The following is a 23,140-nucleotide window of genomic DNA, read 5'->3' on the forward strand; positions in this document are numbered from 1 at the left end:
CAGGTCCGGCATGGGACATGCAGCAAGAGAGACAGGCAGAAGTTGGTGCTCTACGGCGCCCCCCTCTGCCCTGCCGGGCATCTCCCCCACAAGCGGGGAGATCAGCAGTTCCGGCGCCGTTTCCTACAATTCTAATCAAATGCCACCACGGATTTTTGCTTCCCGGTAAAGCGACTCGGCGATGTTCGCGCTGTGGCGGGCAATAAGGAGAAGCTAATGAAAAGCGACTTTGCCGCCGCCCACCTGCACCTCGACCGGGCCTGCCATTACCTGCGCGGCGACGATGAAACGAGCCGCGCGGCGCTTGCGGCGCTCGACCTTGTGATCGAGGCAGTGGCGGCAGCCCAGCATGCCAGGCCGATCGCCGATGTGCTGCCCTTTCCACGACGCGCGAACGGTGGTGTCCCCCCACTTGCATCCTGACTTATCCGCCTGAAAAGGCGGGAACATTCCGGCCGGCCGCACGTTGAAGCGACAGGGGTGTGGCCGGTCGATGTCGAGGCGAGGACGGCCGGCCATGGCGGCGGGAGGCGCACGGCAGAATGTCCCAGACGAATGCCGCAAAATCCACAGATGCAGCTGTGGCAAGGTCGACAGAGGCGGCTGCGCCGGCAAGATCCACCGAGAAGGCCGCACCGCCGCGCGCTTCCGACACGCTGGCGCTGAAGCTCAGCTCTCCTGAATTCACCACGACGCTGTCGCATTTCCATCGCGCCGAGATCGCGCGCATGGCCGGCTGGCGCGACCGGCTCGACCGCACCAGCAACTGGGCGATCACGGTGGTGGCGGCGATGCTGTCGGTATCGCTGTCGACGCCCAGCGCGCATCATGGCGTCCTTTTGTTCGCCATGCTCCTGATCACGCTGCTGTTGTGGATCGAGGCGCGGCGCTATCGCTTCTTCGACGTCTACCGCGCTCGTGTGCGGCAATTCGAGCGTTATTACTTCGCGCAGATCTTTTCGCCACAGCCGGACTATGCTTCCAACTGGCTCGCGATCCTCGGCGAAGGCCTGCGCTCGCCGCGTTTCCTGATCACACAGCGCGCGGCGCTGATCCGCCGGCTGCGCCGCAACTACATCTTCATGTACACGATCCTGCTGCTTGCCTGGATCCTCAAGATCACCACGCCGAGCCTGTCGCGCGAAGGCTCTCCCATAGGCTTCGGCGCCTCGCTCGTCGACACCTTCCGGGTGGCGACGCTCGGCCCAATTCCCGGCGTCGTCGTGGTGTGCGGCGTGGCCGGCTGCTATCTCGCGCTGCTCGCCGCGGCGTTCCTGGTCCGCGCCGATGACGGCGAGCTGTCCTTCGGCGACGTGCATGTGTGAGGGACGGGAGTAGAGCAGTAAGGGAGCAGTGAGTAGTGAGTAGTGAGTAGTGAGGTAGTGAGGTAGTGAGTAGTGAGTAGTGAGTAGTGAATAGTGAATAGTGAATAGTGAATAGTGAGGAAGTTAGCGATGGGAGTTCGCGGCGTCTACGTGGCCTGAGACTCTTGACCTACTCCCCTACTCCCCTACTCCCCTACTCCCTCACCTACAGCGACAGCGCCGACCGGAACTCCTGCGTGGTGTTGCGGCTGGGATAGGGTTCGTCCGGCACGGGAACGCCGAGATGGGCGCAAAGCGGCGGCCAGCCGTCGCCGAGCTTGTGGACCAGCAGACGTCCGGCCGGCACGGTATTCAGCACGGCCTCGACATTGTCCCGATAGATCGCGATCGCATGGGCGCGGTCCTGCGGGCGGCCGTCAAAAACCTGTTTCGAAACGAGCGAGATGCCGAGCGAGTCCTGGTCCGTGCTGCCGACGATCGCCGGCAGGATGGTTTTTTCGAAACTCTCCCACCAGCTTTCGGGCGAACGCCAGGTTAGGATGACGTGCGCCTGCGGATAGGCTTCGATCAGCTCGCGCCAATAGTGCGCCGAGGGCCAGTCGACGCAGGATCTATATCCCGCGAAGAGTTGGGTCCAGTCGGGCGTCTCGCCCCTGGCCAGCGCCCGCCAGACCCGCTTCTGCTCCTCATGCGCCATCACCTCCGACATATGATGGCAAGGACCGAAGCCGAGCATGGTCAGCGCCTCGCGCATCGAATCCGTGCCGGTCCGGCCGAAGCCGGTTCCAATCACCTTGAGCGACATTTCCCCTCCTCCTCCCGTCTTCAAGCGGTTGCGCTCAATCTCCCTGGACCACGAGCCGCAGCCGGTTGCCTTCCGGGTCGGCGGTCGAGATAACGCGACCGTCCCTTTTCACCGGTATGTCGGCCGCTTCGAGCCTGCCCTCCACGGCGGCGAGCTCCTGCGCGGAGCCGAGCTCGATGGTGAAATGGTCGAGGCCGGCCGCACCCGGCGGCGGCTCGCGCAGCTCGTCGCGCGCCCAGATGTTGAAGGCTACCATATGGGCGCGGCGCGCCGTGCCGCAGTCGAACATGCCGAAGGTCCGGGACTGGATATGCGGCCGGAAGCCGAGCACGCCGAGATAGAATTTCATCAGCATCTCGGGCGCGCGGGCGCGCAAATGGATGTGGCCGATAAAGGCATCCTGCGCGATCTTCGGCTCGATATGGCCGGAGTTGCCGAGGTCGCGCAGCAGCCCCGAGACGTCCAGCGGCTCGAGCCCAGAATGGGCGCTGCCGTCGGTGGCAATCAGCGTCACGCGGCCGTTGGGCGACACTTCGCGGCGCAGCAAGCGCTCCGGCGTGTCGAAGCAGATCTCGATGCCGTTACCGGAGGCGTCGGAGACATAGAGCGATTCCGAAACCAGATGATCCTGGGCGCTGAACCGTAAGCCAGATGCCTTGAGGCGGGCGGCTGTATGCGCGAGATCGCGGCGGCTGGTGATATGGATAGCGACGTGGAAGAGATCGCGCGACTTCTGCGGCAGCGGTGCCTCCGCGCCGGCATGGAGCACGATCAGCGTCCGGCCGCCGGCGCCAAGCTCCGCCATGGTGGCGTCCTCGCCAAGCAGCGCCAACCCAAGCGCGTCGCGCCAGACATTCAAGGCCGCCGGCACGTCGGTCACCTTGAGATGGACCGGCCCGAGACGGGTCACCGGAGACAGCAATCCATCGTCCATCGTCGTCTGTCCGATTGCGGCCAATGACATATTAGCTGTGAATGAATTGCCTGTCGCGCTCCAAGTTCGGGTTGACCCCTCCCCGGCGGGCGGCGACTATTGCGACGGCCGGTTTTCTGGAATTGGTTCAGCAGGAGGAGATCGCATGGACGAGACCGAACAGTGGCGCAACATGGCGAGCGCGCCGCGGGACGGCAGCCGCATCCTAGTGACGGTGCGCTCCTCCGAGCAGGGACCGGCCGAGGTCGACATGGCCTACTGGTCGCGCGCCGACCAGTTCGGCGAGGAAGGCTGGCGGGCGTCGGACTCCTCACCCGGCCGCATCGTCGAATATGCAGAACCGGAACTCAGATGCTGGATGCCGCTGCCCACCGCCGGGCGCGGGACGATGCCGAGCCCCTGGGAGGGGGATGACGTGCCGCTGGTGGATGGAGAGGGAATTTAGCTAGGCAATCCCCTTCCTTGTGGGAGAAGGGGGAACCTAATCCTCAGAACAAGAACGCCGCCGTGGCCGGATCGGGTCCCGTCCGGCCGTCGGGCGAATCCAGACCGTGAACGGTCTGCATGTCGTCCGCGTCCAATTCGAAGCCGAAGATGTCGAAATTGCCGGCGATGCGCTCCCGGTGGATCGACTTCGGAATGACGACCAGCCCCTCCTGCAGGTGCCAGCGGATGATGACCTGCGCCACCGACTTGCCGTGCTTCTTCGCGATCTTCTCCAGCGTCGGATCGGCCAGCAGCCGGCCGCTGCCCAGCGGGCTCCAGCTCTCGATACGGATGTTGTGCCTGGCGTGAAAATCGCGTTTGTCACGCTGCTGAAAGCGCGGATGCAATTCGATCTGGTTGACCACCGGCGTCACGCCGGTCTCGCCGATGATACGCTCCAGATGGTCCTGGTTGAAGTTCGAGACGCCGACAGACTTGATACGGCCGGCCTTCCGCAGCTCGACCAGCGTCTTCCAGGCCTCGACATATTTGTTCTGGCTGGGCACCGGCCAGTGGATGAGGAACAGGTCGATCTGGTCAATGCCGAGTTTTTGCATCGTCTCGTCGAAGGCGCGCAGCGCCGCGTCGCGCTGATGCGCGCCGTTGCGCAGCTTGGAGGTAATGAACAGCTCGCCGCGCGGCACGCCGGCAGCAGCGATCGCCTCGCCGACGCCTTCCTCGTTGCGATAACCCTCGGCGGTGTCGATCAGCCGGTAGCCGGCCTCGATGCCCCAGCGCACAACCTTGGCCGTGATTTCCGGATCGACCTGCCAGACGCCCAGCCCGATCTGCGGGATGGTGGCGCCGTCGTTCAATTTGAGCTTTTCGGGCATGGGAGGTTCCTTTTGGAAGGGAGGGTGGTGCCGACTATGTAGGCCACGGGTTGGGCAATGCCAGTCAGGGAGAGAGAAGATGGCGCGGCGCCGAAGCTGCCAATCTCCCCTCGTGGGGGAGATTAGCAGTTCCCGCGCCTCAGCCCCTCGCCCCGAACCGCAGCCCATCCATCAAGAGCTTCACCAGCCGCCCCGACCGCTCGCGCCAGTCTGGCGTGCTCGGCGCCGAGTAGATGCCGCCCAGCGCATGCATGACGTCGGAGGCGTCGACGTCGGCGCGGATTTTTCCCGAGGCGGCGGCGGCCTCGATCAGGCTTCGCATGGCGCCCGAGACGCGGCCGGACGTGTCGGAGAACAGCGTCGAGTTGGTGGTGAGCAATAGGCGCAGGCTGGTGGCGAGGCCGCGCTTGGTGGCGATGTAGTCGACGAAGCGCTGCATCCAGAGCTCCAGTGCGACATCGGCAGTGTGCTCCCGGGCGAGTTCCTCGGCCGCGTGGCAAAGTCCCTCCACCTCGCGGCGATAGACGACCTCGACCAAATGCTCACGCGTTGGGAAATGGCGGTAGAGCGTGCCGATGCCGACCCCTGCCCGTTTGGCGATCTCCTCCAGCGAGGCGTCGACGCCATCGGCGGCGAAAGCCTGCGCCGCCACCTCGACCAGCCTGTCGCGGTTGCGCCTTGCATCGGCCCGCAACGGCTTTGGCGCCTGCGCGTCGCGCTTCGCTTCAGCGGTCATTTCCTGGTCAGGCACTTTTTTCTCCACCGAACGCAATATGGGGGTTGAACCATGCCAGGCCAGACCCCACGTAAATAAACGGAGGCACCTCCGTTTTAGTGGAGTGCTTTTATCATATAACCAGGGGAAGCGATATGTCACGTAGAGAAGGACGGCAAGCGCACCCTGGTTGGTGGAGACGGGCGCGCTCTGCGACGCCTCTGGTTGGCGAATCCGCTCGTGAGTTCGTCATCCTAGGGCGAAGCAAGGAGCGAAGCGACGCGGCGCAGACCCTAGGATCCATGCCATACCCTGCGAGCGCGGCTACGGTGCAGAATTCTGGCCCGCCGCGATCCTCGGCAAACGCGACGGCATGGATCCTCGGGTCAAGCCCGAGGATGACGACCGCAGAGGTTGCGTCCCTCCAGCCATTACCCTTGCCCCTGTCCTCCCAAGCCCCATTTCCATCCGCTCAAGCGTCCAGCAATCGGAGCCCGACGCCCCATGAATGATCAAGTCACCATCAGTCCCACCACGCTTTCCCTCAACCTCACCATCAATGGCCAGGCCCACGCGCTGGAGATCGAGCCGCGCGTGACGCTGCTCGATGCGCTGCGCGAACGGCTCCACCTCACCGGCACCAAGAAAGGCTGCGACCAGGGCCAGTGCGGCGCCTGCACCGTGCATGTCGACGGCGAGCGCGTGCTGGCCTGCCTGACGCTCGCGGCCCAAGTCGAAGGGCGCTCGATCACCACCATCGAGGGCCTTGCCGGCCAGGACGGCACGTTGCATGCCGTGCAGGCCGCTTTCCTCGATCAGGACGCCTTCCAGTGCGGCTATTGCACGCCGGGACAGATCATGTCGGCGGTGGCCTGCATCCGCGAGGGCCATGCCGGTTCGGACGATGAGATCCGCGAATACATGGCCGGCAACCTGTGCCGCTGCGGCGCCTATCCGCACATCGTCGCCGCCATTCGCCAAGCCGCACAGGAGCTGCGCTCGTGAGAGATTTTTCGTATCTACGCGCCGACAGCGTCGAGGCCGCGCGCAACGCCGCCGCCCTTCCCGGCGCCATGCTGCTTGCAGGCGGCACCACGCTCATCGACCTCGCCAAATGCGGCGTCGCCGAACCCTCGACCGTCATCGACATCAGCCACATCGAAGGGCTCAACGCCATCGATGTCACCGCCGACCGCGCCGTGATCGGCGCGCTGGCCAGGATGAGCCATGTCGCCGACCACACCTCCGTGAAGAGCTGCTTCCCGGCCGTATCGGAAGCCCTGTGGCAGGCGGCCTCGGCGCAGTTGCGCAACATGGCGACCATCGGCGGCAACCTGATGCAGCGCACGCGCTGCCCCTATTTCCGCGATCCGCAAAACTTCCCGGCCTGCAACAAGCGCGCGCACGGCAGCGGCTGCTCGGCGATCGGCGGCGCGACGCGTGGCCATGCGGTGCTCGGCGTGAGCGAGGCCTGCATCGCCACCTATCCGGGCGATCTCGCCGTAGCGCTCGTCGCCTTCGACGCCAAGGTCGATCTCGGCGAGCGCAAGCTCAAGGTCGAGGACTTCTTCCTTGCGCCGGGCGCCACCGCCGAGCAGGAGCACGACATCCGCCCCGGCGAAGTGATCACCGCAGTAGAGATCCCAGGCTCGGCCGCGGCCAGACGCTCGACCTACATCAAGGTGCGCGACCGCCAGTCCTATGAGTTCGCGGCGGCAAGCGCGGCGGTCGGACTGGAGCTTGAAGGCGACGGCCGCACCGTGCGCGACATCCGCATCGCGCTCGGCGGCGTCGCCACGAAACCTTGGCGGGCGCGCGCCGTCGAAGAGGCGCTGAAAGGCAAGCCGCTCGACGAAGCCACGATCCGCAAGGCGAGCGAGCTCGCCATGGAGGGCGCCGTCGACCATGGCGCCAACCACTACAAGATTGCGTTGGCGCCGCGCGTGATCGCGCGCGCCATCTTCAAATTGGGAGAGACGGCATGACCGTTCATGATATGAAACACGCCGCGTCCGACAGCGCGCGCCTCGAAGCGGTCGGCGGACGGCTGTCGCGCGTCGACGGCCCGGCCAAGATCACGGGCGCAGCGAAATACGCCTTCGAGCAGCAGCTCGATGGGCTGACGCATGCGGTGCTGGTCGGCGCAACGATCGCCGCCGGCAAGGTGACGGCGATCGACGCCCGCGCGGCCGAGACCGCGCCCGGCGTGCTCGCCGTGCTGACGCCCGACACCATCATGAAATTGAAGGGCGCATCGGACTGGCTCGGCAACCCGCCGTCGCAGCCGAGCTACGCGCCGCTCGTGCGCGAGGTAACCTTTTCCGGCCAGCATGTCGCGGCGGTGGTGGCCGAGACATTCGAGCAGGCGGTCGCCGCCGCGGCGCTGGTCAAGGTGTGGTATGACGAGACGCCGGCTATCGTCGACCTAAGCGACGGCAAGGCCGGCGACGGCATCCCGATCGACGCCATGACCAAGGAATGGGGCGACGCTGAAGCCGCCTTCGCCGAAGCGCCTGTGCGCATCTGCGCGGCCTACAACACGCCGCGCGAATTCCAGGCGGCGATGGAGCCGCATGGGCTGATCGCGCGCTGGGAAGGCGACGAGCTGACCATCTGGGAGCCCAGCCAATGGCTCGACGGCATGGCGCGCACCTATGCCGAGTGGTTTTCCGTGCCGTTCGAGAATGTGCGGCTGGTCTCGCCCTATATCGGCGGTGGCTTCGGCTCCAAGGCAGTGGCGCTGGCGCACAGCGCGGTTGCGGCGGCTGCCGCCAGGATGCTCGACCGGCCGGTGAAGCTGGTGCTCACCCGCCCGCAGAATTTTACGTCCTATGGCGGCCGCGCGGCGACGCGGCAGACAGTGGCGATCGGCGCCGACAGGGATGGCAAAATCCAGTCGATCGTGCATCGCGGCGTCAACGAGACAGCGGTCGACGGGATGTGGGTCGAGCCGCTCGGCTCCGTCACCTCGATCATGTATGCCACGCCCAACTTCTCCTCGAAGCAGAATGTGGTGCGGGTCAATATGGTGGTGCCGGGAGCAAAACGCGCGCCGGGGGAGAACCCGAGCGCCTTCGGCATCGAAAGCGCCATCGACGAGCTCGCCTATGAGCTCGGTATCGATCCGCTGGAGATGCGGCTGATCAATTATGCCGAGCAGGACCCGCATGCGAAGAAGGCGTGGTCGACACGCCAGTTGCGCGAGGCCTTTGCCGCCGGTGCCGAGGCCTTCGGCTGGGCGAAGCGCAGCAACGCGCCGCGCTCGATGCGCGACGGCCACCAGCTCATCGGCTGGGGTGTTGCGGCCGGCACATATCCGGTGCGGCGTGCGCATGGCGAGGCGGTGGTGAAGCTGCTTTCCAACGGTTCGGTCGAAGTCGAAAGCTCTTCCATCGACATGGGCCAAGGCACTTACACGATCCTGGCGCAGACCGCGGCCGAGACGCTTGGCGTGCCGGTGGAGCGGGTGTCGGTGAAACTCGGCGACTCGCATTTCGCCCGCGCCGGCGTCACCGGCGGCTCGCGACTTGCCGGCGTCATGACCGGCGCCGTTCACAAGGCGGCAGGCCAGGCGCTGGACGAGCTGATCGGGCTCGCGCTTTCCGACCCGCGCTCGCCGTTCCAGAAGCTGCAGGCGAACACGCTGCAAGTGAGGGATGGCCGCATCGCCTCGCCGCGCGGCGAAGGGCCGGACCTGTCGATCGCAGACTTCATGGTGGCGATCGGCCGCGACCAAATCGAAGCCAAGGGCGACACGCTGCCGGCCAGCACGACGCCGGAAGAGCGCTACAAGAACTACACCACGATAGCCATGTCGATCCCGCACACCGAGGGCGACTATTCGCGCCATTCCTGGTGCGCGCATTTCGTCGAGGTGCGCATCGACGAGGATTTCGGCACGGTTCGCGTGGCGCGCGTGGTGTCGGCGCTGGATTCAGGCCGGCTCTACAACCCGAAGCTGGCGGAGAGCCAGTGGAAGGGCGGCATCATCATGGGCATCGGCCAGGCGCTGCTCGAGGAAGGCATCGTCGATCGTCGCCACGGCCGCATCGTCAACGGCAATTTCGCCGACTACATGCTGCCGACCAATGCCGATATCCCGGACATCCAGACCATCTCGGTCGGCATCCCTGACCCGCACTCCTCCGCCCTTGGGGGCAAGGGCGTGGGCGAACTGGCAATCGTCGGCATCGCGCCGGCGATTGCCAACGCAGTGTTCCACGCGACAGGGAAAAGGGTGCGGGATCTGCCGATCACGCTGGAGAAGCTGATCTGAGGTCGACGCCAGGGACCCTCTTTACCTGGCGGGCAGCAGGTGTCGATGGTCGCGCCGACGGGCTCGCCGGCCGAGCGCGCATCGTCAACTTCTTGGCCCGCGCCGGCGGGCGTGCATGCGTCTACGGCACAAGCAAAACCCCGGCGCGAGGCTGGGGTTTTGCTCGGTCTGTCAGATCAGAACTTGTAGCTGAGGCCGACCCGCAGATCGTGCGTCTTGAGATCGATGTTCGCAACCGTGCCAGGACCGAACAGCGGCACCGAGATATCCTTTTTGCCGAAGTCGGAGTAGCGATATTCGACGCGCGCGATCCACCTGTCAGTGAAAGCGTGCTCGATGCCCGCTCCAACCGTCCAGCCAACATGGGTTTCGTCGTGGATCGGTATTGAACCGCTGGTGCCGATCAAAGTCATTTCATACTTGGCCGCGGCCACGCCCGCGGTGATGTAAGGCAAGGTCCGATCAAACGCATAGCCGGCGCGCAGCCGTGCCGACCCCGACCACTGGAGCTCGCTCTTGAGCAACGCGCCGGCACCGGCGAAGGTCCCCACCGCATCTACATTGCTGTACGCAATGTCCGCCTCGGCGCCGAGCACGAAGCGGTTCGCCATCTCCTGATTGAAGCCGATATGGATGCCGCCAATGAAACCGCTGGGATCGAGGGGAAGGTTAACATCGGTGCCCCCGACGCCAGCGCCGGCGATGAAGAAATTGGATTTTCCGGCGACGTAGCCGAAGTGAGCGCCAGCATAGAGGCCAGACCAGTCGTAGTCGGCGGCAACGGGAAGGGTTTCATTGGTGTCCGCCGCGGACGCCATACCGACTGACGAGAGAATAAAGGCCGTAGCGAGAAGAATCGTTTTCATTGTTGTTTGCTGCCCCAAGGTGTTGCGCTCCCCCGCTGCCGAAATGCTCAGCGGAGTTCAAGTTAACGTCGAGAGCCCCGATGTTGCATTGTTCGCCAGCGGCGTCTTGGGCTGAGCCGCACCTGAATTGTCCCGGAGAGCGCCGCAACGCTTTCCCGGTCAGTGTGGCCATATAGCCTCAGTCGATTGCCGGTCTGGACGCGGCGTTTGGGCGTGAGTCTACCTGGCACCGCCCGGCGCCGACGAGGAGTTCGGCGCGGCCAGCTCAGCGGCGAGCGGCAGCCTGATCAGTCACGAAAGGCATGCCTATGTCCGAAATCAGTTTGACGAGATCGGCTTGGCGCCTCGTGCCGGTCTTGGCGAATATCCGGTTGAGATGGGTCTTCAACGTGTTTTCACTGATGCCGAGCAACGAGGCGCTCCTGGACGCGGGCAATCCGCTGCCGATCCGCAGGAGGACCCGGGCCTCCGCGGGAGTAAGGTCGAACAGCGTCGTGAGAACGGCCTCCGGCAGCGGAGAAGAGGACGTCGTGGGCGATACGAACACGGCCGCGCAGGCGGGCCGGAAAGCCGCGCGCGCGGTTCCTTCGGTCAGCGGCAACACATAGGCTACGGCGGGCGGTTGACCCGGCGCTGAAACGGGCAGCCCTATGCCGCGAGAGCCAAGCGAACCATCTGCGCCGGCAGCGCTGGCTAATGCTTCCGCCAAAGCGCGGGCGACCACCGGGTTCTGCGGTTGGAGCAGGCCCTTCCTGGAAAGAATGGGACCCTGCCCGGAAAACATCCGGTCGGCAGCCCCATTCGCATGGAGGATTGCTCCGTCGGCGCCGGCAAGAACGATAGGCACGGCGAGATGGTCGAGCGCTTGGCGATAGAAATTGGCGGTAATGCGGGTCTGATCGAGCAGATCTCCAATCAGGGAAGCGCGGCGCAGATGCGGCGAGAGCAATGCCAGGAACCGCTGCTCTTCAACGGTTATGATACCCCTGTTGGCACGCGTGGTGCAGCCCATGAGCCCAATCCGGTCCGGCGTGTGAACGAATTTGGTGATGCAAGCCTCTCGCAATCCCTGCGGTCCGGCCCAATTCTGGAAGAACGGCGTTTGCTGGAGCTCGGCCTCGCTCATATGCGACAGCGTCGCAACAGGCGTGTCGATGTCGCCCATGACCGCGGCCTTCAATCCGGGAATTTCGTCAAAGTCATAATCTTCCTGGAGCGCGCGCATTTGCACCGGATCCCAAGCTGATTGAGCCGCGAAACGGCCCTGATTGTCAGCAGTGCTGGCCAGCGCGACAGTGGTATAGGCGGCGTCGACAGCTTCGGTGACCCGGGTCATCACTCCGCTCCAGCCTTCCGGATTCAAAACGCAATCATAAATTTCACCGATAATCGAATAAAGTACTTCGCTGCCCAGCCTCTCCACCACGCCCCCTGACACGCCCTGTCCCGCATGAGGGATAAGCGAAAAACGATGAATACAGCACCAAATTGACAGCCGCCCGGCGCAAAAAACGCCGATCCCGTCTGGAAGGATTTCGCGACGTCATACTTTGGGGTGACGCCACGCGTGGTTGAACTCGATTAAGGGTCTAATGCGATCGGTCGAACGCCAAGCGATCAATGTCGCTTGTTATTCCCGGATTGGAAAGCATCGCGTTCGACAATTTTTGAAGCTGTAGTTTTTCGAGGTGTTCGATTGTCGCGAAAGACGGTGTTTTCATCGGCTCAGTTGCCCTCGCATCTTAATGAACGCGATCGGTTTTCCCTTTGGCAGGACATCCATGTCGCGGAGATATGGTCGGTTGAATACGGCATATCCGCGGACCTGCCTTTCGAGGCAGCGATCGAAGCCACGGCTGTCGGATCACTGGTTCTTGGCCAGATGTCCGGAACGATCAGGCATGCAACGAGGAAAGCAAGCAACATTGCCGACGACGGCAATGACGGATATCTCCTGCTGATCAACAAGGCCGACACCGTTTTGACCGGGGCGCAGGTCGGCCGCGAGTACGGCGTCGGCAAGGGAGAAGCGGTCCTGGTCACGGCATCGGAAGCACTGAAAATGGTCGGTGCCGACCGGAACGTGTGGTCGAACGTGGTGGTCCCACGCGCCGTCCTCGTACAGGCCTTCCCACAGATCGATGACAGGCTGGCGTTGAAGATCGGCGCCGAAAACGAGGCTCTCGATCTTCTCAAGCGTTATTGCCAACTTCTCGAGACCGGCCGCCCCCTCGTCTCGGCCGATCTCATCATGCACGCAACGGACGTGATCGTCGATCTGATCGGTCTGGTGACGGGCGCAAAAGGTGAGGCTGCCGAATTGGCCGGCCTGCGCGGCCTGCGAGCGGCCAGGCTGCGGGCGGTCCTCGCCAACATCGCAGACAATTTCGCCGATCCTGGCATCTCCGCGCAGGGCGTCGCAAAGGAACTCCGTCTGTCGACGCGCTATATTCACGACATTCTCCAGGAGACGGGCATCAGCTTCTCCGAGCGTGTGCTCGAGCTGCGCTTGCAAAGCGCACATAAGATGCTCGCCCAAAGACACAATGACGACATGCGGGTCAGCGAAATTGCGATGATGAGCGGGTTCAGCGACGTGTCCTACTTCAATCGCTGCTTCCGCCGTCGCTTCGGCTACACGCCAACAAGCGCCAGATAGAACCGGCATCTCCCGAAACCGGTCAGGCGACGCGATTTCCGATTTTCCCATCCGCTCTATCTGTTTGTTTTAGCCACATTTCTGCGACGCCAAGTAACGCCGCTTGGCTGCAAAATTCTCGGTGGTGCCAAAGCATCACAACGCGCAGAAAAGAACCGGCACCTCTTTCCAGTCCAATTCCAGTGCGGCGCTGCCCAAGACAACGCCGGGCTCCAATGACATGTCACCTTCAGGGTGAAACGACTTGTCTGTCAGGGGATTAAATGCCGAAGAATGGATTTGAACGCCGGAAGAAGACGTTGAAATATCTGGCCCTGACGTCGACGGCGCTGATCGGCCTTGGCCAGCCAAGCGCCACGGCAGCCGAGATCTGGACCGGCGCGGCCTCCACGGATTGGTTCACCGCCGGAAACTGGAATCCCGCATCGGTACCGACCGCGGCCGATAATGTCACTATCGACACCATCGTTATAAACCCGACCGTCATCAACGCCGGAAATGCTTTTGCCGCCGGTCTCACCATAGCCAATGGCTCTTCTTCAACCGGCAATCTGACCATCTCGAATGCCGGCACTCTTACCAATCTCTATAGTTATATCGGCTACGTTTCCGGCTCCTCTGGCACGGCCACGGTCAATGGCGCCGGTTCGCAATGGAACAACACGGGCAATCTCTATGTCGGGTTTGGCGGCGCCGGATTGGTGACGGTTTCAAATGGTGGCCTGTTGTCGGACGACCTTGCCAATCTTGGCGGGAGTTCCTCTGCCACCGGCACTGTTGTGTTGACGGGGGTAGGCTCCGCCTGGACGAACGCTTCCCAGATGACCGTCGGCGATCAAGGCACCGGATTTCTAGACATCTTCAGCGGAGCAACAGCAACGGATGTGACCGGCGTTGTTGCCGCGAATGCCGGCTCCCATGGCACGGTCAACCTCTTCGGCCCGGGGTCGGCATGGACGAACAGCGGAAATCTGACGGTCGGACAGAATGGCACGGGCGCGATGACCGTTTTAGCCGGCGGTGTGGTGAGCGACCTTGCTGGCTATCTCGGATATTCCGCGGGTTCGACCGGGACGGCGACGGTCGGTGGCATCGGCTCGACCTGGACCAACAGTTCGTCGCTCTTCATCGGCTATGCCGGCACCGGCACTCTGACCATCTCCAACGGCGGCGCTGTAAGCAATTCCCTCGGCTCGATTGGCGAGCAGGCCGGTTCCAGTGGCTCGGCGACTGTCACCGGCGGCTCGTCCTGGACCAATTCCGGCAATCTACTTGTCGGCTGGGGCGGCGCCGGCACGCTGACGATCCAGAGCGGCGGCGTGGTGAGCAGCACTGGCGGCCAGATCGGCTCCAAATCCGGCTCGACCGGCGCCGCGACGGTCGCCGGCGCCGGCTCGTCCTGGAGCAATTCCGGCGAGCTTTATGTCGGCTGGAACGGCGCCGGCACGCTGACGGTCCAGAACGGTGGCACGGTGAGCAATACCAACGGCTATATCGGTGAAAATTTCAGCCCGGCCGCCGCCGCGACGGTGGACGGTGCGGGCTCGCACTGGACCAATTCCGGCTTTCTCTCCATCGGCAATTACGGTGCCGGCGCGCTGACGATCCAGAACGGCGGCGCAGTGAGCGCCATGTCGGGCTACATCGGCGTCAATGCCGATTCGAGCGGCACCCTTACGGTCACCGGAAACGGATCGACCTGGAGCGACACGAACGGCCTCTACGTTGGATATGGCGGCACTGGCATACTGAACATCCAGAACGGCGGTCTAGTCAGCAGCAACATCGGCTTTGTCGGTGCCACAGCGGGCTCGACCGGCGCGGCGACGGTCGACGGCGTAGGTTCGATCTGGAGCATCGCGTCGGGCCTCTTTGTCGGCGACGCCGGGACGGGCACGTTGACGATTTCGAATGGCGGCACGGTCAGCAATGGTGAGGGCAATATCGCCGCGCAGGCAGGCTCGACCGGCATCGCGTTCGTCGATGGCGCCGGCTCGACCTGGACAAACAGCTCCAACCTGATGGTAGGCGATTTCGGTAACGGCACCCTGGCGATCTCTCATGGCGCCGTTGTCAGCAACACTTGGGCCGCTGTCGGCGCGCAGGCGGGCTCCATCGGCATGGTGATTGTCGACAACGCCGGCTCGACCTGGACCAACAGCGGGGATCTGTTTGTCGGCGATTATGGCACCGGCGCGCTGGCGATCTCGCATGGCGTGGTCAGCAACGGCTCTGCGATTATAGGCGCGAAGGCGGGCTCGACGGGCATGGCGTTTGTCGATGGCGTCGGCGCGACCTGGACCAACAGTTCCAACCTCTATGTTGGCGCAGACGGCACCGGCGCACTGGCGATCTCAAACGGCGGAACGGTCATTAGCAACGCTGGCTATCTGGCCTTTGACGCCGGATCCATAGGTACGGCAGTGGTCAGCGGCGCGGGCTCAAGCTGGACCAGCAGCAGCCTTCTCATGGTTGGTCACCGTGGTACGGGCTCATTGATCGTCTCAAACGGCGGCACGGTCAGCAACACAGATGGCTATCTGGGAGCTAGTGCCGGGTCCATCGGTACCGCAACGGTCAGCGGCCCTGGCTCGACATGGACCAATAGCGGAGATCTCTATGTCGGCAGTATTGGTACAGGCACGCTGACGATCGCGAATGGCGGCGCGGTGTCGGCCGGCGGCGCGGTCAACATCGCCGCCCTGGCGGGCTCTGTCGGCACGCTGAACATCGGCGCGGCGAGCGGATCGCCAGCGACGGCCGCCGGCACGCTCAATGCGGCGAGTGTCCAGTTCGGACCGGGTGCGGGCGCAATCAACTTCAACCACACCGACACGAACTACACCTTCGCGTCGGCGATCGGCGGTGCCGGCACGATCAACCAGATCGCCGGCAACACGAATCTCACCGCCGATTCCGGCGCCTTCACCGGCGCGACCAACGTGAGCGGCGGGCGGCTGGCCGTGAACGGTTCGCTGGCCACTTCGCTGGTGACGATCTCGGGCGGCATACTGGGCGGCATACTGGGCGGCAACGGCACGGTGGGCGGCATCGCGGCGCATTCGGGCGGCATCATCGGGCCGGGCAATTCGATCGGCACGCTCAATGTGGCGGGCGACGTCGACCAGGCGGCCGGCTCAATCTATCAGGCCGAACTGACCTCGACCGGCCAGTCCGATTTGATCCAGGCGACCGGCGCTGCGACGATCGCCGCCGGATCGATGCTCGACGTGGTCAAGACGGATGCCGCGCCTTACATAGCGGGCACGCATTATACGGTGTTGCAAGCCGACGGTGGTGTCGCGGGAAACTACGCGCTCACAGGCGATATCGGCACGGCTTTCCTCGGCCTCGTCGACAGCTATGACGCCAATCACGTCTATCTCGATGTGGTCCAAAAGACCTTCGCTCAGGTTGGCCTGACGCCGAACCAGATCGCCACCGGCGGTGGCGCCGAAAGCCTGGGTGCCGGCAATCCGCTCTACGACACAATCGCCGTGTTGCCGACAGAGGCAGCTGCCCAAGCGGCTTTCGACCAGCTGTCGGGAGAGATCCATGCCTCGGCCAAGGGGATGTTGCTGGAGGACAGCCGCTTCATCCGCGATGCCGCCACCAGACGGATCAGCGCCGCGTTCGGCGATGCCGACGCAGCCGCATTGCCGGTCATGGCCTATGGCGAGGGCGGGCCGGAAATGGTCGCGGCCGACACCGATCGCTTCGCCGTCTGGGGCCAAGCCTTCGGCTCGTGGGGACATACCGGCAGCGACGGCAATGCCGCCGCCTTCGATCGTTCGACCGGCGGCCTCCTGGTCGGCGCCGATAGCCTGGTCGGGGACTGGCGCGTCGGCATCATCGGCGGCTACAGCCATTCGACTTTCGACGCCGACGCTCGCCATTCCAGCGGCGCCGGCGACAATTACCATCTCGGGCTCTACGGGGGCACCAACTGGGGCGCCATAGCCTTCCGCACCGGTGCCGCCTACAGCTGGAACAGCATCTCGACCAAGCGCGCGGTTGCCTTCAATGGCTTCGCCGATCAACTGTCGGCCGACTACGACGCCGGCACGGCACAGGTGTTCGGCGAACTCGCTTACAAGGCCCATGCCGGGCGCTTTAAGTTCGAGCCGTTCGCCAATCTCGCCTATGTCAGCGTGCATACTGACGGCTTCACCGAGAAAGGTGGCGGTGCAGCCCTGACCAGCGCAAGTTCAACTACCAATGCGACCTTCACCACGCTCGGGCTGCGCGCCTCGACCGACCTGACCCTGGGCAGCATCGAGGCGACCGCGCGCGGCACGCTCGGCTGGCGCCATGCCTTCGGCGATGTCACGCCGACTTCGACTTTCGCCTTCGCCGGCGGCAACGCCTTCACCATCGCCGGCGTGCCCATCGCCAGGGACAGCGCCGTGATCGAGGCCGGATTCGACCTGCCGATGTCGGTCAATGCCACGCTCGGCCTGTCCTACACCGGTCAGTTCGGCTCCCATAATGCCGACAACGGCGTCAAGGCCAACCTCGACCTCAAGTTCTGACGGCGAGAGGTGAGGATCGGGAGCATAGCATGAGAACGCTCGGTAGACGGAGCGCCCCCTGCCGGCCGAATACGGCTTGGGCGGCGAGGCGGATTGAAGCTCCCACATCTTGCTGTCAGGGAAGTCGGCTTCAGGGAGATCGAGAGATTCATCGCCTTCGCCTACTCCAGCGTCAGCTCTTCCTACCAATCCAAGCCGAACACCAGCTTGCCGAAATGCAGGCCGCCGGCGGCCATGTAGGTGTAGGCTTCGGTCGCCTCGTCTTGTGAAAACACTTTGTCGACGACCGGCTCGATCCGGGCGGCGCCGATGGCGCGGGCGGCGTCGCGCAGGTCCGAGACCGATCCGGTGTTGTTGCCCACCACTTTCAGCGCCTTGATGATGATCGGCAGCAGATTGACCGTGGCCTCGGCGCCGGTGACGAAGCCGATGGTGAACAGCGTGCCGCCGGGCGCGGTGGCGTTGACGGCGCGCGCGAAGGTGGCGCCGCCGCCGGTCTCGACGACGAGGTCGGCACCGAGACCGTCGGTCAGTTCCAGCACCTTGCCGTCCCAGTCCGGTGTCGCGCGGTAATTGATCAGGTGATCGGCGCCCAGTGCCTTGGCTCGCTCGAGCTTCTCGTCCGAGGACGAAGTGATGATGACGGTGGCCCCGGCCGCCTTGGCGAGCTGCAGGGTGAAGATCGAGACCCCGCCCGTGCCGAGCAGCACGACGACCGAGCCCGGCCCGACATCGGCGGCGCGGATGGCGTTCCACGCGGTGGTGGCGGCGATCGGCAAGGTCGAGGCCGCCTCGAAGGAAAGATGCGCCGGGACCGGCACGACCGAGTTGGCCGGCAGCGCGACATATTCGGCCAGCGACCCGGGCAAGGAGATGCCGCGCATCTGCGTCATCTCGTAAGGACGCGGCCGGCCGCCGATCCAGCGCGGCTTGGCGTGGGCAACGACCCGGTCGCCCGTGCTGAATCTCGTCACGCCCTCGCCGAGCGCGACGATCTCGCCGGCGCCGTCGGCCACGGGAACGAGCGGGAAGACCGGTCCGGGATAATTGCCGCTCGCCACAGCGACATCGACGAAATTCAGGCTCGCCGCACACTGGCGGATCAGCACCTCGCCGCGTTGCGGTTCGGGCGTGGCGATGCTGGCGGCGCGGAAGGCGTCGAGCCTGGGTTGGCTGAGTTCGATGGCTTTCATGGGTTCGCTCCGTGCGTGGTCGATGGACGATTGAGCGAACCTAGCTGCTGCGCTACTACTCGATAATCGTTGGGCTTCGCATTTGAGTATTGCAAATCATGCAGCAATCAGTTGAACCCTCCGCCCTTGCCGAAATGGCGGCCTTCGCGGCCGTCGCCGAGGCGCGCTCCTTCACCAGGGCGGCAGCGAGAGTCGGACGCGACGCGACCATCCTGTCGCGCCGTCTCCAATCGCTGGAAGAGCGGCTGGGAGTGCGGCTGCTCCACCGCACCACGCGCAGCGTGTCGCTTACCGAGGCGGGCGCGGAATTCCTGTTGCGCGTGCGCGCCATCCTGGCCTCGGTCGACGAGGCCGAGGCGGCCGCATCGGCGCATGCCGCCGGCGGGCCGCGCGGCCTGCTCAAGCTGGCGCTGCCCGGGACCTTCGGGCGCATGTGGATCGGGCCGCTCTTGCCGCAATTCCTGGCGGAGTTCCCCGAGGTCCACATCGAGGCAGAGTTCTCCAACCGCTTCGCCGATCTCGTCGCCGAGAATTTCGACGTCGCCGTACGGCTGGGCAGCCTAGAGGACTCGCGCCTGGTGGCGCGCAAGGTGGCGACGCGGCGCCGGCTGCTCTGCGCCGCGCCCTCCTACCTCGCCAGAAGGGGCAGGCCGGAAACGCCGCAGGCGCTGCTGGAGCACAGCTGCCTGGGCTTCTCCGGCTTCCAGACCTTTCCCGCCTGGGAGATGACCGACCGCGAGGGCCGGCGCGTGCGCGTCGAGGTTTCAGGGCCGTTGGTCACCGACGACGCCGAGGTGCTGGTCGAGGCCGCCGTGCAGGGCGTCGGCCTGATGATGAGCACCGACTGGCTGGTCGGGCGCGAGCTCGCCGACGGCCGGCTGGTGCCGATCCTGGAGGACTGGACACTGACCGACGAGGGCGCGGTCTATGTCGTCATGCCCTCGGCCAAGGGTCAGGCCGCCAAGACCCGCGCCTTCGCCGACTGGATCGGCAAGCGCTTCGCGCCTGAGCCGCCGTGGCGAAAGTGAGCGCGAGGTAGCCGGGCATTCGAGCCGGCGATCCCGAACGCGGCGCTCGCAGGACAAGGTTCCTCGCCCCAGAAGGGGACAGGCAGTTCCGGCGGCCGCGCCCTACCCTTTTGCCGCCAGCAAATTCGCATCTCGCGCCAGCCGCCAGCGGCCGTCATTCTCCTTGCGCAGCAGCGTCAGCGTATAGCCGGACCGCCGCACCGGCTCGCCGCCGGGCGGTGTCGCCGTCATATCGATGCGGTTGCGGATATAGGCCCAGTCGCCGAGCAGATTGAGCTCGACGATCTCGCTGTCACCGTCGATCTTAGTCTCGCCCATGCTCCTGGAGGCGGCGGCGAAGGCTTCCTTGCCGAAGGGCTCCTTGCCGGGAACCATGAAGACGACATCGTCCGTCATCAGGCCAAGCACGGTCTCCAGATCGCCCTTCCGGCCCGCCGCCATCCAGGTCTCGACCACCTGGCGGATCGCGGTTGCATCATCGGTCATCGGTTTACCTCCTTGCAATCGTCGGCGGTCGGATAGTCGTCAATACCTGGTGCGATCGCCTCCGCCGGCAACGCCGCGGACGAGATCTTGGTGGTCGACCCTTCCGGCAATCTGCTGGAATTGTTCGAGCCGGCCAAGAGCACATAAGCGAGATCAATTCAGGAGAGATTGGCCGCTCGCCGGCTTTCGACAATCTCTATATGATGCCCCGCCACGGTGGGGGATCGATTATGAAAAGCGCACTGGCAATCGTCGCACTTGCCCTTCTAGCCACGCCTTTCGCCCATGCCGCGCCTTGCGCTTGGTCCGCCCGGATGGAGGAGGACGAAGGCGGCAGCGTGATGACGGCTTCGGTCTGCGGCGGGCCGAAGGGCGATGCGCATCTGATGCTGGCCTGCTTCGACAAGCCGGTGCTGAGCTACGATCTCGGCGCCGCGGGCGGGCAGCTGGAGCCCGGCATCGGCGGATCCTTCACCTTCAAGGCCGGCGACAGGAGCCTGACGAAAAAGCTCGAGCTCGAGGCGATGTACAATTACTTCACCGCCGAACTCTCCGGCCCCGCCGACCCGTTGCTGGCGCTGCTGCGCGGCAAGGGCGAGGTGACGGTCTCGGCCGACAAATACGGCGCGGCGAGCTTTCCGCTGAAAGGCTCAGGTGCTGCGATCGGCAAGGTGCTGGCAGAATGCGGCAAGGGTTCGGGCGGCGAGGCCGACTGACTCTGCCGCCGAGGGAAGACCGAGAGCGTCAATGCCTCACTTGCCCTGCCCTTTCATGAACTGCCCAAGCAAATCCACCGGCAGCGGGAACACCACCGTGGACGAGCGCTCGCCGGCGATGTCGTGCAGGGCCTCGAAATAGCGCAACTGCATGGCTTGCGGCTCGGCCGCAAGCATGCGGCCGGCCTCGACCAGCTTCGCCGCCGCCTGCTGCTCGCCGTCGGCATTGATCACCTTGGCGCGGCGCAGCCGCTCGGCCTCGGCCTGCTTGGCGATGGCGCGGATCATGCTTTCATTCAGGTCGACATGCTTGATCTCGACATTGGAAACCTTGATGCCCCAGGCATCGGTGCGCTGGTCGAGGATCTCCTGGATGTCGCTGTTGAGCTTGTCGCGTTCGGCCAGCATCTCGTCGAGCTCGTGCTTGCCGAGCACCGAGCGCAACGTGGTCTGCGCCAGCTGGTTGGTGGCGGCCATGAAATCCTCGACCTGGATGATGGCCCGCTCGGCGTCGACGATGCGGAAATAGAGCACGGCGTTGACCTTGACCGAGACGTTGTCGCGCGAGATGACATCCTGCGGCGGCACATCCTGGACGACCACGCGCAGATCGACCCGCACCATCTGCTGGACGAAAGGGATGAGGATGATGAGGCCGGGGCCCTTGACGCCGGTGAAGCGGCCGAGCGTGAAGACCACGCCGCGTTCATATTCCCTCAGGATGCGGATGGCGGCCGCCAGGAAGATGATCACCAGCAGCGCAATGATAAGATAGGCGACGTAACCGACCATCATTTTACTCCGTTGTTGCTCGCATCGCGACGCCGCACGGTCAGCACGAGGTCGCTGACGTCGATCACCTCGACCCTGTCGCCGGGTGCTACGGGTTCGTCGGCCCTCGCCCGCCAACGTTCGCCCAAAGCCAGCACATGGCCCTCGCCGCCATGCCAGTCGATGATCTCGACGGGCAGGCCGCGCATCGCCTCGCCGCCGACGCGCGGCGGGTTCCTGCGCGCCGCCCAGACATAGGTTCCGGTGAGCAGCGCCAGTCCGAGCGTCAGCACGGCGGCGGGGCCGATGACCGCCCACGACATGGCAAAGCCCGGCCCTTCGATCCTGAGCAGCATGGCCGAGCCGAGCAGGAAAGCGGCGACGCCGCCCAACCCTAGCACCACGGTGGGGTTGAAGGCCTCGATGATCAGGAAGGCGATGCCGAGCAGCATCAGCGCCAGGCCGGTATAGTTGATCGGCAAGAGGTTGAGCGCATAGAGCCCGAGCACCAGGCAGATGGTGCCAATGACGCCGGGCGCCACGGCGCCCGGGCTGGTGAACTCGAAGACAAGACCATAGACGCCGACCAGCATCAGGATGACGGCGGTGTTCGGGTCGGTGATGACGGAGAGCAGCCGTATGAACCAGCCAGGCTCCAGCGTCTCGACCGGCAGCCCTTTCGTCGCCAGCACTTTCTTGGCGCCGGCGACATCGACGGTGCGCCCGTCGGCAAGCTGCAGCAACTCGTTAGCATCGCGGGCGACGAAGTCGATGACATGCTCCTGTAGGGCGGCGTTGGCCGACAAGCTCGCGGCCTCGCGCACCGCCTTCTCGCCCCAGTCGCCGTTGCGGCCGCGCATCTCGGCGAGCGAGCGGATGAGCGCGACCGCGTCATTGGTCACCTTGGCCATCATCTCGTCGCCGGGCGGCTCGGTGACGCCCTTCTGGTTCTTGTCCTTGTCGCCGCCCGGAAGCGATGGCAGCCCGCCTATCTCGACCGGCGTCGCCGCGCCCAGATTGGTGCCCGGCGCCATCGCCGCGACATGGGTAGCGTAAAGAATATACGTGCCGGCGCTCGCCGCATGGCCGCCGGCCGGCGCGACATAGCCGATAACGGGCACGGGCGAGGCCAGGATGTCGGCGATCATCTCGCGCATCGAGGTGACCAGGCCGCCCGGCGTGTCGAGCTGAAGGATGAGCACTTCGGCGTTGCGTTCAGCAGCAGTGTCGAGCGCCTCCTCGAGCTGCCTGGTGCTCGCTGGCCCAATAGCGCCGTCAATGGCAACGCTCAGCGCGATCTTCCCGCTCCCGGTCGAGGAGAAGGAAGAAACGGCAGCCACGGCCATGAGGGCAACGGCGAAAAGGGCCACCCGCGCGAAGGTCACGCTCGAAGCTCCATGAGTCCAAATATGGGTTGTGCCGCGGCGAAGTCCAATGAGCGTCGAAGGCCGCCCGCGCCAACCGTCGGCGGCTGCGGTTGGGCGCCATGGTTCAGGGCGGCGCTGAAGGCGCTAC

At 64.7% G+C, this 23,140-nt stretch carries 20 protein-coding genes; 10 read left to right on the forward strand and 10 right to left on the reverse strand.

The window, feature by feature from the left end; all coding sequences use genetic code 11:
- Positions 1-216: 216 nt before the first annotated feature.
- Together FJ980_RS03805 and FJ980_RS03810 are read left to right on the forward strand one after the other, a co-directional pair.
- Positions 217-423 carry a hypothetical protein gene (locus tag FJ980_RS03805; protein WP_140541617.1) on the forward strand — a complete coding sequence of 69 codons (207 nt, stop codon included), beginning with the start codon at positions 217-219 and terminating at the stop codon, positions 421-423.
- A gap of 233 nt (positions 424-656) precedes the next feature.
- Positions 657-1,325, forward strand: coding sequence for a DUF2270 domain-containing protein (locus FJ980_RS03810; RefSeq protein ID WP_224632366.1), 669 nt, complete (start codon positions 657-659; stop codon positions 1,323-1,325).
- A gap of 205 nt (positions 1,326-1,530) precedes the next feature.
- Here FJ980_RS03810 and FJ980_RS03815 read toward each other — a convergent pair whose 3' ends face one another.
- Together FJ980_RS03815 and FJ980_RS03820 are read right to left on the reverse strand one after the other, a co-directional pair.
- The gene (locus tag FJ980_RS03815; protein ID WP_140541619.1) at positions 1,531-2,130 is read right to left on the reverse strand and encodes a sulfotransferase family protein; all 600 of its coding nucleotides are present in this window, start codon (positions 2,128-2,130) and stop codon (positions 1,531-1,533) included.
- Positions 2,131-2,164: 34 nt separating this feature from the next.
- The gene (locus tag FJ980_RS03820; protein ID WP_140541620.1) at positions 2,165-3,064 is read right to left on the reverse strand and encodes a VOC family protein; all 900 of its coding nucleotides are present in this window, start codon (positions 3,062-3,064) and stop codon (positions 2,165-2,167) included.
- A 145-nt stretch (positions 3,065-3,209) separates the two neighbouring features.
- Between FJ980_RS03820 and FJ980_RS03825 the strand changes: the two genes are divergently transcribed.
- On the forward strand, positions 3,210-3,509 hold the full coding sequence (locus FJ980_RS03825; RefSeq protein WP_095768322.1) for a hypothetical protein: 300 nt from the start codon (positions 3,210-3,212) through the stop codon (positions 3,507-3,509).
- Between the two features lie 43 nt (positions 3,510-3,552).
- Here the strand turns inward: FJ980_RS03825 and FJ980_RS03830 are convergent, their stop codons facing one another.
- Together FJ980_RS03830 and FJ980_RS03835 are read right to left on the reverse strand one after the other, a co-directional pair.
- The gene (locus FJ980_RS03830) at positions 3,553-4,383 is read right to left on the reverse strand and encodes an aldo/keto reductase (RefSeq protein WP_140541621.1); all 831 of its coding nucleotides are present in this window, start codon (positions 4,381-4,383) and stop codon (positions 3,553-3,555) included.
- A 139-nt stretch (positions 4,384-4,522) separates the two neighbouring features.
- Positions 4,523-5,119, reverse strand: a complete 597-nt coding sequence (locus FJ980_RS03835) for a TetR/AcrR family transcriptional regulator (RefSeq protein ID WP_140541737.1) — start codon at positions 5,117-5,119, stop codon at positions 4,523-4,525.
- A 483-nt stretch (positions 5,120-5,602) separates the two neighbouring features.
- On the opposite strand from FJ980_RS03835, the gene FJ980_RS03845 reads away from it, so the two are divergent.
- From FJ980_RS03845 to FJ980_RS03855, 3 genes are read left to right on the forward strand one after another with little or no spacing between them, the layout of a single operon-like run.
- Positions 5,603-6,103: a (2Fe-2S)-binding protein gene (locus tag FJ980_RS03845; RefSeq protein ID WP_181181094.1), complete on the forward strand. Its 501-nt coding sequence runs from the start codon at positions 5,603-5,605 to the stop codon at positions 6,101-6,103.
- A complete protein-coding gene (locus tag FJ980_RS03850) occupies positions 6,100-7,083 on the forward strand; it encodes a xanthine dehydrogenase family protein subunit M (protein WP_140541623.1) in 984 nt (327 codons plus the stop codon). Before FJ980_RS03845 ends, FJ980_RS03850 begins: the two co-directional genes overlap by 4 nt.
- Positions 7,080-9,374 carry a xanthine dehydrogenase family protein molybdopterin-binding subunit gene (locus FJ980_RS03855; RefSeq protein ID WP_140541624.1) on the forward strand — a complete coding sequence of 765 codons (2,295 nt, stop codon included), beginning with the start codon at positions 7,080-7,082 and terminating at the stop codon, positions 9,372-9,374. Before FJ980_RS03850 ends, FJ980_RS03855 begins: the two co-directional genes overlap by 4 nt.
- 176 nt (positions 9,375-9,550) lie before the next feature.
- Here FJ980_RS03855 and FJ980_RS03860 read toward each other — a convergent pair whose 3' ends face one another.
- Positions 9,551-10,240 carry an outer membrane protein gene (locus tag FJ980_RS03860; RefSeq protein WP_140541625.1) on the reverse strand — a complete coding sequence of 230 codons (690 nt, stop codon included), beginning with the start codon at positions 10,238-10,240 and terminating at the stop codon, positions 9,551-9,553.
- Between the two features lie 265 nt (positions 10,241-10,505).
- Positions 10,506-11,678, reverse strand: coding sequence for a LuxR C-terminal-related transcriptional regulator (locus FJ980_RS03865; protein WP_246676296.1), 1,173 nt, complete (start codon positions 11,676-11,678; stop codon positions 10,506-10,508).
- A 258-nt stretch (positions 11,679-11,936) separates the two neighbouring features.
- Between FJ980_RS03865 and FJ980_RS03870 the strand changes: the two genes are divergently transcribed.
- Both FJ980_RS03870 and FJ980_RS03875 read left to right on the forward strand, forming a co-directional pair.
- A complete protein-coding gene (locus FJ980_RS03870; protein WP_140541626.1) occupies positions 11,937-12,899 on the forward strand; it encodes an AraC family transcriptional regulator in 963 nt (320 codons plus the stop codon).
- A 299-nt stretch (positions 12,900-13,198) separates the two neighbouring features.
- Positions 13,199-17,431 carry an autotransporter domain-containing protein gene (locus tag FJ980_RS03875; protein WP_181181095.1) on the forward strand — a complete coding sequence of 1,411 codons (4,233 nt, stop codon included), beginning with the start codon at positions 13,199-13,201 and terminating at the stop codon, positions 17,429-17,431.
- Between the two features lie 182 nt (positions 17,432-17,613).
- On the opposite strand, the gene FJ980_RS03880 is transcribed toward FJ980_RS03875, so the two are convergent.
- Entirely contained in the window at positions 17,614-18,624 is a 1,011-nt protein-coding gene (locus tag FJ980_RS03880) for an NAD(P)-dependent alcohol dehydrogenase (RefSeq protein ID WP_140541628.1), read from the reverse strand.
- Between the two features lie 98 nt (positions 18,625-18,722).
- Between FJ980_RS03880 and FJ980_RS03885 the strand changes: the two genes are divergently transcribed.
- A complete protein-coding gene (locus tag FJ980_RS03885; protein WP_140541629.1) occupies positions 18,723-19,652 on the forward strand; it encodes a LysR family transcriptional regulator in 930 nt (309 codons plus the stop codon).
- 102 nt (positions 19,653-19,754) lie between these two features.
- Here FJ980_RS03885 and FJ980_RS03890 read toward each other — a convergent pair whose 3' ends face one another.
- On the reverse strand, positions 19,755-20,138 hold the full coding sequence (locus FJ980_RS03890) for an SgcJ/EcaC family oxidoreductase (RefSeq protein ID WP_140541630.1): 384 nt from the start codon (positions 20,136-20,138) through the stop codon (positions 19,755-19,757).
- Positions 20,139-20,368: 230 nt separating this feature from the next.
- On the opposite strand from FJ980_RS03890, the gene FJ980_RS03895 reads away from it, so the two are divergent.
- Positions 20,369-20,854: a hypothetical protein gene (locus FJ980_RS03895; protein ID WP_246673351.1), complete on the forward strand. Its 486-nt coding sequence runs from the start codon at positions 20,369-20,371 to the stop codon at positions 20,852-20,854.
- A 36-nt stretch (positions 20,855-20,890) separates the two neighbouring features.
- On the opposite strand, the gene FJ980_RS03900 is transcribed toward FJ980_RS03895, so the two are convergent.
- Together FJ980_RS03900 and FJ980_RS03905 are read right to left on the reverse strand one after the other, a co-directional pair.
- Complete coding sequence (locus FJ980_RS03900) at positions 20,891-21,649, reverse strand: slipin family protein (RefSeq protein WP_140541631.1); 759 nt, start codon at positions 21,647-21,649, stop codon at positions 20,891-20,893.
- Positions 21,646-23,010 carry a nodulation protein NfeD gene (locus FJ980_RS03905; protein WP_140541632.1) on the reverse strand — a complete coding sequence of 455 codons (1,365 nt, stop codon included), beginning with the start codon at positions 23,008-23,010 and terminating at the stop codon, positions 21,646-21,648. Before FJ980_RS03905 ends, FJ980_RS03900 begins: the two co-directional genes overlap by 4 nt.
- Between the last annotated feature and the right edge of the window lie 130 nt (positions 23,011-23,140).

Origin of the sequence: Mesorhizobium sp. B1-1-5, assembly GCF_006443065.1 — a bacterium.
GTDB lineage: Bacteria > Pseudomonadota > Alphaproteobacteria > Rhizobiales > Rhizobiaceae > Mesorhizobium.